Here is a 15004-nt window from a genome sequence, read left to right on the forward strand (position 1 = left end):
CACTATGCCACGTCGAATAATGTTGATACCGGTAAGTACAAATGTGGGTTTAACCAGCGTTAGCCTTGGGTTGGTGAGAGTGATGCAGCAGCAAGGCCTAAAAGTTAATTTTTTCAAACCTGTCGGCCAACCAAGACAAGGAAACAATGAGCCTGAAAAGTCGACTACCATTGCAACTAAGGTTGGATTATTAAAACCAGCTAAACCTTTTTCAGTCTCATATGTTGAAGAGATGATCAGTCAAGACAAAATTGATATTTTATTAGAAGACATCATTGCACTGTTCGAGGAACACGCTGATAAAGAAGATATCACTATTATAGAAGGTTTAGTTTCCACCCAAAACCATCCTTATGCTGTGCGTTTGAATAGGGAAATTTGCAATGCCTTAGATGCACAGATTGTGTTAGTCAGTGCCCCTAGAAGTTTGCTGTTGAATCAACTTAACGACAAGCTAGAAATTATGGCTAACAGTTATGGTGGTCACAAAAGTAAAAAAGTCATCGGTTGTATTTTTAATAAGGTCAATGCCCCCATTGATGACAAAGGACGTCTAAGCAGCGAATTAATCGAAAATCATGACACTAGTCAAACGACTGGTGTTGTCAATAAGTTATACAACTTACCTATCTTCTCAAAGTCTTTTGCTTTACTGGGCACAATACCTTGGAGCTTTGAGCTTATCGCTCCGCGTGTTCTAGATGTCTGTAAACACCTGAATGCACAGTTATTAAACGAGGGCGATTATCAACACAGACGGCTGCGCAGTGTGCATTTTTGTGCCCGCGAAATCCATAATATGGTATCCATCCTTAAACCCGGCGCGCTGTTAGTATTGTCCGGTGATAGAAGTGACGTATTGGTGTCATCATGCTTGGCCGCGCAAAATGGTACAAAAATAGGAGCATTGTTGTTGACTGGAGGTTATCAACCCGATCCGCGGATTTGGCAGCTTTGTTCTCAAGCGTTAGAAACCGGTTTACCCGTTTTACTGACCAATGAGAACACCTGGCAAACATCGCTCAATTTACATATGTTCAATCAAGAAGTACCCGCCGACGACGAACAACGTATCAACCGCGTAATGGATCACACCGCAGCATGTATTGATTCTGATTGGGTCGCGTCAATCTCAAAGGACTCAAATAGAGCCTTGAGACTCTCTCCTTCAGCATTTCGCTATAAATTAACCCAACTGGCACAACAAGCTAACAAAACCCTAGTGTTACCTGAGGGCGAAGAACCAAGAACAATCAAGGCCGCGGCCATTTGTGCCCAAAGAAATATCGCAAAGTGCATTTTGCTTGGCAACAAAACCGAGATATTAAGAGTCGCCCAACAACAAGGAGTGGTGTTAGCTGATTCGGTTAAAATCATACAGCCTGAAGACATACGCAGTCAGTATGTAAAACCGATGGTGAAATTACGTAAACATAAAGGACTAACGGCTGTAGTAGCCAAAGAACGTTTACTCGATAACGTGGTATTAGGCACTATGATGTTGCAACAAAATCATGTGGATGGATTAGTGTCAGGTACTGTGGATACAACCGCCAATACTATTCGCCCGGCGTTACAACTAATCAAAACTGCACCAGGGGCATCTTTAGTTTCCTCAATATTTTTTATGTTATTGCCAGAACAAGTATTAGTGTATGGCGATTGTGCTATCAACCCCGCCCCAAATGCTGAGCAACTTGCGGATATTGCTATTCAATCAGCTGACTCAGCAGCGGCTTTTGGTATCGAACCAAAAGTGGCTATGATCAGCTACAGCACAGGTAATTCAAGTACCGGCACAGACGTTGAAAAAGTCAAACTGGCCACTAAATTAGCGCAACAAAAGCGCCCTGACTTGTTAATTGATGGACCTTTGCAATATGATGCGGCGGTGATGGAAAGTGTTGCGAAGAACAAAGCCCCAAATAGCAAAGTAGCAGGTCATGCCACAGTGTTTATTTTCCCAGATTTGAATACCGGTAATACAACTTACAAAGCCGTGCAACGCAGCGCTAATTTGGTCAGTATTGGGCCAATGTTGCAAGGCATGGCGAAACCCGTTAACGATTTAAGCCGCGGTGCACTGGTAGATGATATTGTATTCACTATCGCGTTAACTGCAATCCAGGCAACACAGTGAAAAATGAGGTCATGAGTATAATTTAGTTACGCACTTGATATTGAAAGTACACGACTTGCCCACATATTAAGCAGCATAAGTAAATGAAAATTTTGGTCATCTTAGGTGGCTGTTAAAAAATATTTGGAGAGTTAAATGTCTGAAGTGAGACACGTTAAGCTACTAATTTTGGGCTCTGGTCCTGCTGGTTACTCAGCCGCGGTATATGCTGCGCGCGCGAATTTGAACCCTGTTTTAATCACCGGAATTCAGCAAGGTGGGCAATTAACCACCACAACTGAAGTGGAAAACTGGCCAGGCGATCCTGAAGGGTTAACAGGTCCTGATTTAATGGACCGTATGCAAAAGCATGCTGAAAAGTTTGATACTGAGATTATTTTTGATCACATTAACAAAACCGATTTATCCAAGCGACCTTTCACATTAACCGGAGATCAAGGTACTTATACCTGTGATTCATTAATTATCTGTACTGGTGCCTCTGCTAAATACCTTGGAATGGACTCAGAAACGGCTTTTATGGGCAAAGGGGTATCAGCCTGTGCAACCTGTGATGGATTTTTCTACCGTAATCAAAAAGTAGCGGTTGTGGGCGGGGGTAATACAGCTGTTGAAGAAGCGCTTTATCTGTCAAACATCGCCTCTGAAGTGCACGTAATTCATAGACGTGATACGTTTCGCAGTGAAAAAATACTGGCTGACCGTTTAATGGAAAAAGCTAAGAATGGTAATGTTACATTACATCTAGATCGTCAATTAGACGAAGTGTTAGGTGATGAAATGGGTGTGACTGGCATTCGTATCAAAGACACAGACTCTGATGCGACCCAAAACCTAGATCTGATGGGAGTGTTCATTGCAATTGGCCACCAACCCAATACCGGGATCTTTGAAGGTGAGTTAGAGATGAAAGACGGCTATATCACAGTGCTAAGCGGCACAGAGGGTAACGCCACTCAGACCAGTGTTGAAGGTGTATTTGCCGCAGGTGACGTGAGCGATCATATCTATCGCCAAGCCATCACCTCAGCAGGTACGGGCTGCATGGCGGCTTTGGATGCTGAAAAATTCTTAGACGCGCAAGAGTAACCGTTTAATAAAATAAGGCCTCAACTTGAGGCCTTATTTTATTTCCCCTTGGCATAACAGGCAACAACGATATTCCTATGCTAACGCTGACTAAGCTAAACCAACAACTTGTATTTCCACCAGCGGACATGGCTCATACCGACCCAAATGGTTTATTAGCATTTGGTGGGGACTTGAGTGCCAAACGTCTACTTTTAGCCTATTCATCTGGGATATTTCCGTGGTTTAGTCAAGCTGAACCTATTATGTGGTGGTCGCCAGACCCAAGAGGCATATTGCCCTTAGATAATTTTAAGTGCAGCAAAAGTCTCAAAAAGTTCGCTCGTAACTGCGACTATACAATCACCATTAATAACGTCTTTGACCAGGTCATAGACATTTGTGCAACCATTCCTAGAAACGACTCTGGCACTTGGATAACAGATGACATGGTTAATGCTTACAAAAACCTGCACAAGCTTGGTCATGCCCATTCTGTTGAAGTTTGGAGCGAAGATATTTTAGTGGGTGGCCTTTACGGTATCATTGTTGGGAAAGTATTCTGCGGAGAGTCTATGTTTCATAAAGTCACCAATGCCTCTAAAATAGCGATGTTATCTCTGGTCGAATTACTTAAATCCCAAGACGCAGAATTTATTGACTGCCAAATGCAAAATCCCCATCTAGCCAGTCTAGGTTGTATTGAAGTGACTAGGGCCAGATTTTTAACTATGTTGCAACAGCAAAGCCAACAATCATTTAAGAAAGACGTTTGGCAGCCGCAAACACTGAACCTGACAAAATGATTATAACGTTATGAACATGAAATTCGGCATAACTGCCCCTTTTGCCTGCAGTTATCTACCAGAGCAAGATGAAAGGCTGTTGATTTTTATGAGCGATAGTGTCCCCAATATCACTGAATACGACTTTTTAATTGGCGCTGGCTTCAGGCGCAGTGGAACACAAGTGTATCGACCGCATTGTGAAGCATGTAAAGCGTGTGAGTCGATTCGACTCCCAGTTGACATATTTACAGCATCCAAAAGTCAAAAGCGCATTATGAAGCGCAACCAAGACCTGACGATACATATTAGTGATAATGACAAGCCAGAATATTATCCGTTGTATGAGTCGTACGTCAATCAACGACATGCCGACGGCAGTATGTACCCTGCAACCAAAGAACAATATCAAGGCTTTATTTTAAGTCCTTGGAACAATGCTTTATTTATTGAGATTTACGCGACTAACGAACTTATTGGCGTTGCCGTCACCGACAACCTCGCGTCTTCTTTATCGGCTTTATACACTTTTTTTAAGCCCGATCAACAACAACGGTCGTTGGGAAATTTTGCTATTTTGCAGCAAATTGAGCTTGCCAAGTCGCTTAACAAACCTTTCTTATATTTAGGATATCAAATAGATACCTGTCAAAAAATGAGCTATAAACAGAATTTTTTACCCCATGAGCGGTTTTTTGATGATAAATGGCAACTAATTACAAAAAAAGCAGGGTAAAGCTTTACACTTGCCACCTTATTCGGCAAAATCTTCGCGGCATTTTTAGACACTTATTTTATTGATTAGAGGTAACAGAGTTAGATGGCGAAAGAAGATTGTATTGAAATGGAAGGCACTGTGTTGGATACCCTTCCGAATACTATGTTTCGTGTTGAATTGGAAAATGGTCATGTTGTTACTGCCCATATTTCAGGTAAAATGCGTAAAAACTATATTCGTATTTTAACTGGCGACAAGGTGACTGTTGAACTTACGCCCTATGACCTATCCAAGGGTCGTATTATTTATCGCGCAAGATAATAAATTATCATTTTTTTTGGGTTAATGAAGCAAATATTTTAACGCAATATTAGAGTTTAAAGTACAAAAAAACCGATATTAAACAATATCGGTTTTTTTATATTTTAGTCAATTAACTTTATAGAAATTAAGAGTTAAGTGTGGCTGGCTTTTCCTTACTGTCAGAGAAAAACTCGAAGCTTAATGCATCATTTTTCAGGCCAATTTTCACACTACCGCCCTGAATCAAACGTCCAAAAAGTAACTCATGTGCTAATTCTTTCTTAACATGTTGCTGAATAACTCTAGCCATCGGACGTGCGCCCATATTTTTATCATAACCTTTGTTAGCTAACCAATCACGCGCTTGGTTGCTTACTTCTAATGACACACCTTTGTTATCAAGTTGCACTTGCAATTCAACAATAAATTTATCCACTACTTGTAAAATGACATCTCGGTCAAGATGGTTAAACCAAACAGTTGCATCTAGTCTGTTTCTGAATTCAGGTGTGAAAATTTTCTTTATCTCAGACATGGCATCATGGCTACGATCCTGCTGTTTAAAACCAATAGAAGTACGAATAGTCTCCTGCACACCAGCATTTGTGGTCATGACTAACACCACGTTTCTAAAGTCTACTTTACGGCCGTTATTATCAGTTAACGTACCGTGGTCCATAACTTGTAATAAAATGTTGTAGATGTCGCTATGGGCCTTTTCTACTTCATCTAACAAGATGACCGAGTATGGGTTTTTAATGACCGCATCTGTTAATAATCCCCCTTGATCGAAACCCACGTATCCTGGAGGTGCCCCAATCAAACGACTCACTGCATGACGTTCCATATATTCAGACATATCAAAGCGTAATAACTCTACGCCCATGACCTTGGCTAACTGAGCGGTGACTTCAGTTTTACCCACACCAGTAGGTCCCGCAAACAGAAAGTTACCAATAGGTTTAGTTTCATTACCTAAACCAGAGCGAGACAAGCGAATAGCATCTGTTAAGGTGTCTATGGCCTGATCTTGCCCGAACACCACCATTTTTAAGTCACGGTCTAAATGTTTAAGTACTTGCTTATCAGAGGCTGACACAGACTTTTCTGGAATGCGTGCAATCTTAGAAATAATCAACTCAATATCACTCACACCGATGGTCTTTTTGCGCTTAGAGGCAGGCAACAAGCGCTGACTTGCACCCGCTTCATCGATGACATCGATTGCTTTATCAGGCAAGTGACGCTCATTAATGTACTTAGCCGATAACTCAGCAGCTGCTCGAATAGCTTTATGTGTAAAGCGAACACTATGGTGAGCCTCATAACGAGATTTTAAACCCATCAAAATTTTGGTGGTATCGTTGACTGTAGGCTCGATCACATCCACTTTTTGGAAACGACGGGCTAAAGCACGATCCTTTTCGAAAATACCTTGATACTCTTGATAAGTAGTTGACCCCATGCAGCGTAATTCGCCACTGCTGAGTTTTGGTTTTAGCAAGTTAGAGGCGTCCATCACACCGCCTGAAGCCGCACCTGCACCAATAATAGTATGAATTTCATCAATAAATAAAATCGCATCTGGGCAGGCTGCTAATTCTTTCAATATGCCTTTAAGACGCTTCTCGAAATCACCACGATATTTAGTTCCAGCTAATAAGGCTCCCATATCCAATGAATAAACGGTTGCCTCAGCAATCACCTCTGGCACCTCATTATTCACAATACGGTAAGCGAGGCCTTCAGCGATGGCAGTTTTACCGACACCCGCTTCACCTACCAATAACGGATTGTTTTTGCGACGGCGACATAATATTTGAATACTGCGCTCTAATTCACTATCACGACCAATAAGCGGATCGATTTTGCCGTCTTTAGCACTTTGGTTTAGATTGGTGGAATACTTATCCAGCATAGACTCAGCTTCTTCTTGCTCGCTGCTCTCTTCTTCACTTTCCCTGTGCGCAGGAGATTCATCATCAACTTTGGATACGCCATGTGAGATATAATTCACTACGTCTAAACGCGTCACATCAGATTTTTTCAATATATAAACGGCTTGAGACTCTTGCTCACTAAAAATGGCAACTAATACATTAGCGCCAGTGACTTCCTCTTTACCAGATGACTGAACATGAAAAACCGCACGTTGCAACACACGCTGAAATCCAAGCGTGGGCTGAGTTTCTCGCTCGTTACCCTGCTCGTCTAACAACAAAGGGGTGGTATCTTTAACAAAATCGGTGAGTTCTTGTTTAATTGACTCAATACTGGCACCACAGGCCTTTAACGCGTCTTTAGCTGCGTTATTATCAAGTAAGGCAAGCAGTAAGTGCTCAACCGTCATAAATTCATGACGATGCTCTCTGGCAAAAATGAACGCTTCATTTAGCGTTTGCTCTAAATCTTTATTTAACATAAGAATGCCCTCTGACTACTAGCCTATTTGAAGATGATACTTTTCTCAATCCAATCATCACGCTTGCTCCATGGTACACATGAGTGGATGTTGGTGTTCTTTTGCGTATCGAGCAACTTGCATCACCTTAGTTTCTGCAATCTCTGCAGTATATACGCCACAAACAGCCCTACCATGGTAGTGCACTGTAAGCATTATCTGTTGTGCTTTTTCACCATCCAAATTAAAAAAACGCATGAGTACATCAATTACAAAATCCATCGGTGTGTAATCATCATTATCCAGCAAAACCTTGTACATGGGTGGAGGCACTGCCTTTTTCTTTATTGCGTCAATGTCTTTCTGACGCTCAATATCAATGGTATTATCTTTACTCATATTTCAACTATTTACCTGCAACTAAGGTAATTCCCCTTGATGTGTGTCAATTTTTTAACATGAAACTTTGCTGATTTTCAAATTAACCTTGACAAAAACAGGTTAAAAAACCTACATTTTAATTCGACGGTTGTATTGAGTTGTTAACACGTTCTTCCCTATTCAATAGTGTGGGGGCAAAGTTGTATTAGTTCAAGGGATTAAAAGGAAGTAAGGATTATGGCAATCGGCAAAGTAAAATGGTTCAACAATGCAAAGGGTTTTGGCTTCATTGTGCCCGATGATGGTGGTGAGGATATCTTCGCACATTACTCAACAATACAAATGGAAGGCTATCGCTCTCTTAAGGCAGGACAAGAAGTAAAATATGACGTGCAGAAGGGCCCAAAAGGTTTGCTTGCACATAATATTGATTTTAATGGTGAGCCTGAAAGATAGATTATTATCTGAAAAATAAAAAAGCAGACGTTAATGTCTGCTTTTTTGTTTGTGCATTGGTTCGCTTAGATCACATGCTGTAATCTGGCTGCATTTATTAAATAGCGGTGAGTATATCGTTTAAAGTAGCACTTGGGCACATTGCTTGAGTCACTAAGGCATCATCTGGGTAGTAGTAACCACCGATGTCTGCGACCTTACCTTGAGTCACGTCAATTTCTGCTATAATTTTACTTTCATTAGCAGACAATGATTCAAATAAAGGTTTAAATTTCGCCGCCAACTCTTTATCCTCGGCCTGATTAACTAATGCTTCTGCCCAGTACATAGCTAAGTAGAAATGACTACCTCTATTATCCAATTGGCCTGCTTTGCGTAGAGGAGATTTACCTTCATTTAGCAGTTTTTCAGTTGCTTGATCTAAGGCAACTGCCAAAGCTTTTGCCTTAGTGTTGTCTGTCTTCATAGCTAAGTCTTCAAGAGACACCGCTAACGCTAAGAATTCACCCAGCGAATCCCAACGCAAATGGCCTTCTTCAACAAATTGCTGAACATGTTTAGGTGCAGAACCGCCCGCCCCGGTTTCGAACAACCCTCCACCAGCCATTAGAGGCACAATAGACAACATCTTAGCGCTGGTGCCCAACTCAAGAATTGGGAACAAGTCAGTAAGATAATCACGTAAAACGTTACCTGTGACAGAAATAGTATCTAGACCACGTATCGCTCTTTCCATTGTGAAACGGATCGCGCGAACAGGAGACATGATTGAAATATCTAAACCCTCAGTATTATGGTCTTTAAGATATTCAGTCACTTTTATAATCAATTGAGCATCATGTGCTCTTTCATCGTCCAACCAGAATACTGTTGGCATTCCCGACTGACGGGCTCGATTAACAGCCAGCTTGACCCAATCACGGATAGGTGCATCTTTTACTTGGCACATTCTCCAGATATCCCCCTCTTCTACGGCATGCTCGATTAATACTGTACCGTCTTGATCGACAATTTGTACTTTACCATCACCGGCCATCTCAAAAGTTTTATCATGTGAACCGTACTCTTCGGCTTTTTGTGCCATCAAACCCACATTAGGCACTGTACCCATAGTGGTGGGATCAAATGCTCCGTGAGTCTTACAGAAGTTTACTGTTTCTTGATAGATAGTGGCATAAGTACTTTCTGGAATTACAGCCTTAGTGTCATGCAACTTGCCATCAGGTCCCCACATTTTGCCAGAGCTTCTGATCATCGCTGGCATAGATGCATCAACAATAACATCACTGGGGACATGTAAATTAGAGATACCCTTATCTGAGTTAACCATCGCAATAAGAGGTCGGTCTGCATAACATGCATTGATATCACGCTGTATTTCTGTGCGCTGGGACTCAGGAAGTGTTGATATCTTGTCATAAACACTACCCAAACCATTATTTGGATTAACACCTAACTCGTCAAACAGTGCTTGGTGTTTATCAAATAAATCTTTATAGAAAACCTTAACGCAGTGACCAAAGACAATTGGGTGGGACACTTTCATCATTGTCGCTTTTACATGCAAAGAAAAAAGCACCCCGGTATTTTTGGCATCTTCAATTTGTTCTTCAAAGAATTCACATAAAGCCTTTTTGCTCATGCACATGCCGTCTATCACTTCGCCAGCTAACAAATCTACTTTTTGCTTAAGTACAGTGACGTTACCAGCCTTATCAGTGAATTCTATCTTCACATGACCGGCTTTAACTACAGTCATTGATTGTTCACCAGAGTAAAAATCACCACCCCGCATATGTGCGATGTGAGTTTGAGAAGCTTGACTCCAGGCACCCATTGAGTGGGGATTATTTTTAGCATAATTTTTAACAGCGACAGGTGCACGACGATCAGAATTACCTTCACGTAAGACAGGGTTTACAGCACTACCTAATACTTTACCGTAACGGGTTTTAATGTCTTTCTCTGCATCAGTTTGTGGATCTTCAGGCAACTCAGGTAGTGCAAAGCCTTTATCCTGTAACTCTTTTATGGCTTCTCTCAACTGCGGGATAGAGGCACTGACGTTAGGCAATTTTATAATATTGGTTGATGATTCTTGGGTCAAAGCCCCTAATCTAGCTAATGCATCTGGTACTTGTTGGTCCTCAGGGAGAAGATCGCCGAGTGCAGACAAGATACGTGCAGCTAATGAAATATCACTTAATTCAACTTCAATCCCTGCACTTGAAGTAAAGCTGCGAATAATGGGAAGCAATGAATAAGTAGCAAGTGCTGGCGCTTCGTCTGTTTTAGTGTAGATAATCTTTGACTTGGAAATCGTCATTATAAGCCTCATGTTAATGGCAAAGCACTGACAACCCATCATTTGCGCATTTGAAAAATTCGCAAAGTCACGACGTTGTGACACTATGGGTTGGTGTTTTATACCGAAATAAAAAAACGTCTAACCTTAGACTAGTATAAACAAACCATACCCAGACAAACAGTAAAAATATATGGGTTGAATGATTAAGTATAAATTTTACTTGCATAATTTATACTGTAAACAGCACTTTCGCCTAATAATGTCTATCAATTAGTCAATTTACAGTCTTACTTAGTGGTTAAATATGTCAAAACAGCCAAACTTACGAGCTAAAACAGTAACAACTAACCTTGCACCATCCCCTGAAGCCAAAACACGTGTTGTATTGTTTAATAAGCCTTTTAATGTGTTATCCCAATTTACTGATCAAGAAGGCAGAAAAACCCTAAAAGATTATATCCCCATACCAGAGGTATATGCTGCTGGTCGCTTAGACAAAGACAGCGAAGGGTTGTTGGTATTAACGAACGACGGAAAATTACAAAACAAACTGGCCTCGCCAAAGCTTAAAACAGCTAAAACTTATTGGGTTCAAGTTGAAGGGATTCCTCTGCCACAAGATATAGAGAAATTGTGTAAGGGTGTTAACCTTAAAGATGGTGTAACCCAATCTGCCAAGGTCAAATTAATCGACGAGCCAGATTTATGGGATCGAAATCCGCCTGTGCGATTTAGGCAGAATAAACCTACTAGTTGGTTATCCATCACGATTTCTGAGGGACGAAACCGACAGGTTAGGCGTATGACGGCACATATTGGCTTTCCTACTTTACGCTTAATTCGCTATAGCGTGGGGAATTGGAGTATTGAGGGGATTAAAAATGGGGAGTATGCAGAGGTTTGAGTGAGTTATTAGTTCACATATTATATGGGGCTTTTTATAGAATGATAGGCATGCGATTTGCTCACTGGCATCAATGCCTTTTTTCACACTTAATCCCTTCTGAATGACTTAATTTTTGTTGCTATAAGCAAAAATCAAGTCGTGCAGTTAGCTGACGTTGCGCGGGTTGTCAATAAGCGCCAGTGTAAACTTTAATTTTATAGAAGATAATGATACCCCCTTCAATCAGCGACTTTCTTATACGCAAATCCAATGATTAACCAGATGATTTTTAGTAAAAGAACTGCTAAACTTCGCGTCCATTTTTCAGCCTCTAGCTTATTTTCGAAATCTATGATGACAAGTTCCCAAAGCAGCGATGACACTCGAGACAACAGCCAGATAAAAGTCGTGGTTGGTATGTCTGGAGGGGTCGATTCATCTGTCTCAGCTTATCTTCTTAAACAGCAAGGCTACCAAGTGGAAGGCTTGTTTATGAAGAATTGGGAAGAGGACGATAATGATGAATATTGTGCTGCAGCAGAAGATTTAAAAGACGCTCAAGCAGTATCAGATAAGTTAGGTATAACGCTACACACCATTAACTTTGCGGCTGAGTATTGGGATAACGTGTTTGAGTACTTCTTAGCAGAGTACAAAGCAGGTCGTACCCCTAATCCAGATATCATGTGCAACAAAGAAATCAAATTTAAAGCATTTCTTGAATTTGCAGCAGAAGAATTAAGCGCAGATTATATTGCTACAGGCCATTATGTGCAGCGCTCAAACGAGACTGGCAATTGGAGAATGTTACGAGGCTTGGATGACAATAAAGATCAAAGCTATTTTTTATATACCCTAGGTGAGCAACATATTGCTCAGACGCTTTTCCCTATTGGTCATTTAGAAAAACCAAGGGTAAGAGAAATAGCCTTGGAGCAAGACTTAGTCACCCACGATAAAAAAGACAGCACCGGTATTTGTTTTATCGGTGAGCGCAAATTCAAAGACTTCTTGGCGCAATATTTACCTGCACAGCCGGGGGAGATTGAAACGGCTGAAGGTAAAATAATAGGCAAACACGAAGGTTTGATGTACCACACATTAGGCCAGCGAAAAGGTTTGTTGATTGGTGGTATGAAAGAATACGGCGAAGAGCCTTGGTATGTGGTAGACAAAGATATCGAACGTAATGTATTGATTGTAGGCCAAGGTGCCAATCACCCTCGCCTTTACTCGACTGGATTGTTAGCAAATCAATTGCATTGGGTTGACGGCAAAGGCCCTGAACAAGCCATTCAATGTTCGGTAAAAACTCGCTATCGTCAACAAGATATTTCTTGCCAAATAACGCCCAATACTGATGGAAGCCTATTGGTTGAATTTGATGAACCACAAAAAGCTGTTACTCCGGGTCAGTCTGCTGTTTTTTACCAAAACGGGATTTGTTTGGGTGGTGGCATAATTGAGAATTATATCCGTTAATGAGCTACTAATAATCATCGTAGATTTTATGAGAGTAACATCGCCTTAGCGGGGCTGTGTCAAGCGGCAGCGTTGGTAAAACAAATAGCCCGTAGTAATGAATTTGATAGTCAAGCTTTAGCGACATCTCTAAATAGTATTGCCATTACATCTTCCGATAATACCGAACAAATATTTGGTGATGTCAATCACTTGGCTTTGGGTTATCAAACCTTAATCTCTCAGCTTAGCAATCAATCAACAAACAAAGACGTAGAAGTCACACGCTATATTGCTAATTTGTTATCTATCGAACGCAGAATTAGCTCAAGTAAAAAGACTATGGCTGCGCTAGGTGAACGTATTTCAAATATTCAAAGGCAACAGCTTCATTTAGACATAACCGACAATCAAATGTTGCGTAACTTAGCCAGTATTTATACTGATGTGGTAAGCCCTGCTGCCAGAAAAATCCAAGTAGCTGGCGATCCAGAAATATTGAAACTCCCTGATAACCAGCATCGTGTCAGGGCTATATTATTAGCCGGTGTACGAGCGGCTGTTTTATGGCGACAATTGGGTGGCAAACGCCGACATATATTATTTAGTCGCCAACAAATTTTAGATAGCGCACAACAGACGTTAAACAACAATATCACACCAAATTAGGAGCATTTCATGAACTTATCTGCACTATCTACACTATCCACACTCACAGCTGTTTCCCCAGTAGACGGCCGTTACGGGAATAAAACAGCTGAGTTGAGACACATTTTTAGCGAATTTGGTTTGCTAAAATATCGGGTAATTGTTGAAGTGCGTTGGCTACAAAAATTAGCGGCAACCGATGACATTCAAGAAGTCCCGGCACTCAGTTCATTGGCCAATACATATTTAGATAATATGGTAAGTGATTTTTCTGAAGCAGATGCCCAGCGTATTAAAGATATCGAACGCACCACTAATCATGACGTGAAAGCCGTAGAATACTTTTTGAAAGAAAAAGTCGCTAATAACGCTGAGCTTCATGCCGTGAATGAGTTTATTCATTTTGCATGTACATCAGAAGACATTAACAATCTCTCTCATGCATTGATGTTAACTGAAGCCCGTAATGAAGTGATTTTGCCTTATTGCGATAAGTTAGTTTCAGAGCTAAAACGTTTAGCCATAGAATTAAAATCAGTGCCTATGATGGCTCGCACACATGGACAACCTGCGTCTCCCACTACTATGGGTAAAGAAATGGCCAATGTGATGATCCGTTTGCAACGCCAGCGTGATCAAATTGCACAAGTACAAATATTAGGTAAGATAAATGGTGCTGTAGGTAACTACAACGCACACCTTAGTGCATATCCTGATTTGGATTGGCACACCTTTGCAGAAGAGTTTGTGAATAGCTTAGGTATCACTTTGAATGCGTATACTACTCAAATTGAACCACATGACTATATCGCCGAATTATTTGATGCGATAGCTCGTTTCAATACTATCTTGTTAGATTTTGACCGCGATGCCTGGGGTTATATTGCTCTTGGTCACTTCAAACAAAAAACCATTGCCGGCGAAATTGGTTCCTCTACCATGCCTCACAAAGTCAACCCTATCGATTTTGAAAACTCAGAAGGTAATTTGGGTTTAGCCAACGCTATGTTTGGGCATCTCGCTAGTAAACTACCTGTTTCAAGATGGCAACGAGATTTAACTGACTCAACCGTACTCAGAAATTTAGGCGTGGGTGTAGGTTATTCGGTTATTGCTTACCAGTCCTCTTTAAAAGGGATCAGTAAACTTGAAGTCAATGAACAGAGTCTGCTGAATGAACTTGATAACAACTGGGAATTACTGGCAGAACCAGTACAAACTGTTATGCGTCGTTATGGGATTGAAAAGCCATATGAAAAACTCAAAGAGTTGACCCGTGGCAAAAAAATAAATCAGCAAATCATGGCTGACTTCATAGATACCTTAGCATTACCTGATAACGCAAAGACACAGCTCAAAACCCTCACGCCTGCTAATTACATTGGTCGAGCAATCGAGTTTGTTGAGCAATTAGAAAGATAAGAGAACGCCACTCCACTGTGCTTGCAT

Annotated in this window: 12 protein-coding genes and 1 pseudogene; 10 read left to right on the top strand and 3 right to left on the bottom strand. The window is 41.0% G+C overall.

Annotated elements, in window-relative coordinates:
* Window positions 1-4: 4 nt before the first annotated feature.
* From pta to infA, 5 genes are all read left to right on the top strand, one after another.
* A complete protein-coding gene (pta, locus tag Q0Y52_RS11405; protein WP_297821646.1) occupies window positions 5-2140 on the top strand; it encodes a phosphate acetyltransferase in 2136 nt (711 codons plus the stop codon).
* 135 nt (window positions 2141-2275) lie between these two features.
* The gene (gene trxB / locus Q0Y52_RS11410) at window positions 2276-3229 is read left to right on the top strand and encodes a thioredoxin-disulfide reductase (RefSeq protein ID WP_297821649.1); all 954 of its coding nucleotides are present in this window, start codon (window positions 2276-2278) and stop codon (window positions 3227-3229) included.
* A gap of 77 nt (window positions 3230-3306) precedes the next feature.
* The gene (gene aat, locus Q0Y52_RS11415) at window positions 3307-4014 is read left to right on the top strand and encodes a leucyl/phenylalanyl-tRNA--protein transferase (RefSeq protein ID WP_297821651.1); all 708 of its coding nucleotides are present in this window, start codon (window positions 3307-3309) and stop codon (window positions 4012-4014) included.
* 16 nt (window positions 4015-4030) lie between these two features.
* The gene (locus Q0Y52_RS11420; protein WP_297821725.1) at window positions 4031-4729 is read left to right on the top strand and encodes an arginyltransferase; all 699 of its coding nucleotides are present in this window, start codon (window positions 4031-4033) and stop codon (window positions 4727-4729) included.
* A gap of 84 nt (window positions 4730-4813) precedes the next feature.
* A complete protein-coding gene (infA, locus tag Q0Y52_RS11425; protein WP_007618153.1) occupies window positions 4814-5032 on the top strand; it encodes a translation initiation factor IF-1 in 219 nt (72 codons plus the stop codon).
* Window positions 5033-5159: 127 nt separating this feature from the next.
* Here infA and clpA read toward each other — a convergent pair whose 3' ends face one another.
* Both clpA and clpS read right to left on the bottom strand, forming a co-directional pair.
* Window positions 5160-7436: an ATP-dependent Clp protease ATP-binding subunit ClpA gene (gene clpA, locus Q0Y52_RS11430; protein ID WP_297821654.1), complete on the bottom strand. Its 2277-nt coding sequence runs from the start codon at window positions 7434-7436 to the stop codon at window positions 5160-5162.
* A gap of 57 nt (window positions 7437-7493) precedes the next feature.
* Window positions 7494-7814 (bottom strand): ATP-dependent Clp protease adapter ClpS, encoded by a 321-nt coding sequence (gene clpS, locus Q0Y52_RS11435; RefSeq protein WP_297821656.1) that lies wholly within the window; start codon window positions 7812-7814, stop codon window positions 7494-7496.
* Between the two features lie 219 nt (window positions 7815-8033).
* Here clpS and cspD point away from each other — a divergent pair, with 219 nt between their 5' ends.
* Window positions 8034-8252 (top strand): cold shock domain-containing protein CspD, encoded by a 219-nt coding sequence (gene cspD, locus Q0Y52_RS11440; RefSeq protein WP_297821658.1) that lies wholly within the window; start codon window positions 8034-8036, stop codon window positions 8250-8252.
* Between the two features lie 97 nt (window positions 8253-8349).
* Here cspD and Q0Y52_RS11445 read toward each other — a convergent pair whose 3' ends face one another.
* A complete protein-coding gene (locus Q0Y52_RS11445; RefSeq protein ID WP_297821660.1) occupies window positions 8350-10578 on the bottom strand; it encodes an NADP-dependent isocitrate dehydrogenase in 2229 nt (742 codons plus the stop codon).
* 286 nt (window positions 10579-10864) lie between these two features.
* Between Q0Y52_RS11445 and Q0Y52_RS11450 the strand changes: the two genes are divergently transcribed.
* From Q0Y52_RS11450 to purB, 4 genes and pseudogenes are all read left to right on the top strand, one after another.
* Complete coding sequence (locus Q0Y52_RS11450; protein WP_297821662.1) at window positions 10865-11464, top strand: pseudouridine synthase; 600 nt, start codon at window positions 10865-10867, stop codon at window positions 11462-11464.
* Between the two features lie 333 nt (window positions 11465-11797).
* A complete protein-coding gene (gene mnmA, locus Q0Y52_RS11455; RefSeq protein ID WP_297821664.1) occupies window positions 11798-12928 on the top strand; it encodes a tRNA 2-thiouridine(34) synthase MnmA in 1131 nt (376 codons plus the stop codon).
* 30 nt (window positions 12929-12958) lie between these two features.
* A pseudogene (hflD, locus tag Q0Y52_RS11460) lies at window positions 12959-13576 on the top strand (high frequency lysogenization protein HflD); the annotation flags it as partial.
* 9 nt (window positions 13577-13585) lie between these two features.
* The gene (gene purB / locus Q0Y52_RS11465) at window positions 13586-14977 is read left to right on the top strand and encodes an adenylosuccinate lyase (protein WP_297821666.1); all 1392 of its coding nucleotides are present in this window, start codon (window positions 13586-13588) and stop codon (window positions 14975-14977) included.
* The last annotated feature ends 27 nt before the right edge of the window (window positions 14978-15004 follow it).

It is taken from the genome of uncultured Paraglaciecola sp., assembly GCF_943787955.1.
Taxonomy (GTDB): domain Bacteria; phylum Pseudomonadota; class Gammaproteobacteria; order Enterobacterales; family Alteromonadaceae; genus Paraglaciecola.

Coding starts and splice junctions, on each gene's coding strand:
- Q0Y52_RS11420 (WP_297821725.1), top strand. CDS start 4,031: ATGAAATTCGGCATAACTGCCCCTTTTGCCTGCAGTTATCTACCAGAG.
- clpS (WP_297821656.1), bottom strand. CDS start 7,814: ATGAGTAAAGATAATACCATTGATATTGAGCGTCAGAAAGACATTGAC.
- Q0Y52_RS11450 (WP_297821662.1), top strand. CDS start 10,865: ATGTCAAAACAGCCAAACTTACGAGCTAAAACAGTAACAACTAACCTT.
- pta (WP_297821646.1), top strand. CDS start 5: ATGCCACGTCGAATAATGTTGATACCGGTAAGTACAAATGTGGGTTTA.
- clpA (WP_297821654.1), bottom strand. CDS start 7,436: ATGTTAAATAAAGATTTAGAGCAAACGCTAAATGAAGCGTTCATTTTT.
- aat (WP_297821651.1), top strand. CDS start 3,307: ATGCTAACGCTGACTAAGCTAAACCAACAACTTGTATTTCCACCAGCG.
- Q0Y52_RS11445 (WP_297821660.1), bottom strand. CDS start 10,578: ATGACGATTTCCAAGTCAAAGATTATCTACACTAAAACAGACGAAGCG.
- infA (WP_007618153.1), top strand. CDS start 4,814: ATGGCGAAAGAAGATTGTATTGAAATGGAAGGCACTGTGTTGGATACC.
- purB (WP_297821666.1), top strand. CDS start 13,586: ATGAACTTATCTGCACTATCTACACTATCCACACTCACAGCTGTTTCC.
- cspD (WP_297821658.1), top strand. CDS start 8,034: ATGGCAATCGGCAAAGTAAAATGGTTCAACAATGCAAAGGGTTTTGGC.
- mnmA (WP_297821664.1), top strand. CDS start 11,798: ATGATGACAAGTTCCCAAAGCAGCGATGACACTCGAGACAACAGCCAG.
- trxB (WP_297821649.1), top strand. CDS start 2,276: ATGTCTGAAGTGAGACACGTTAAGCTACTAATTTTGGGCTCTGGTCCT.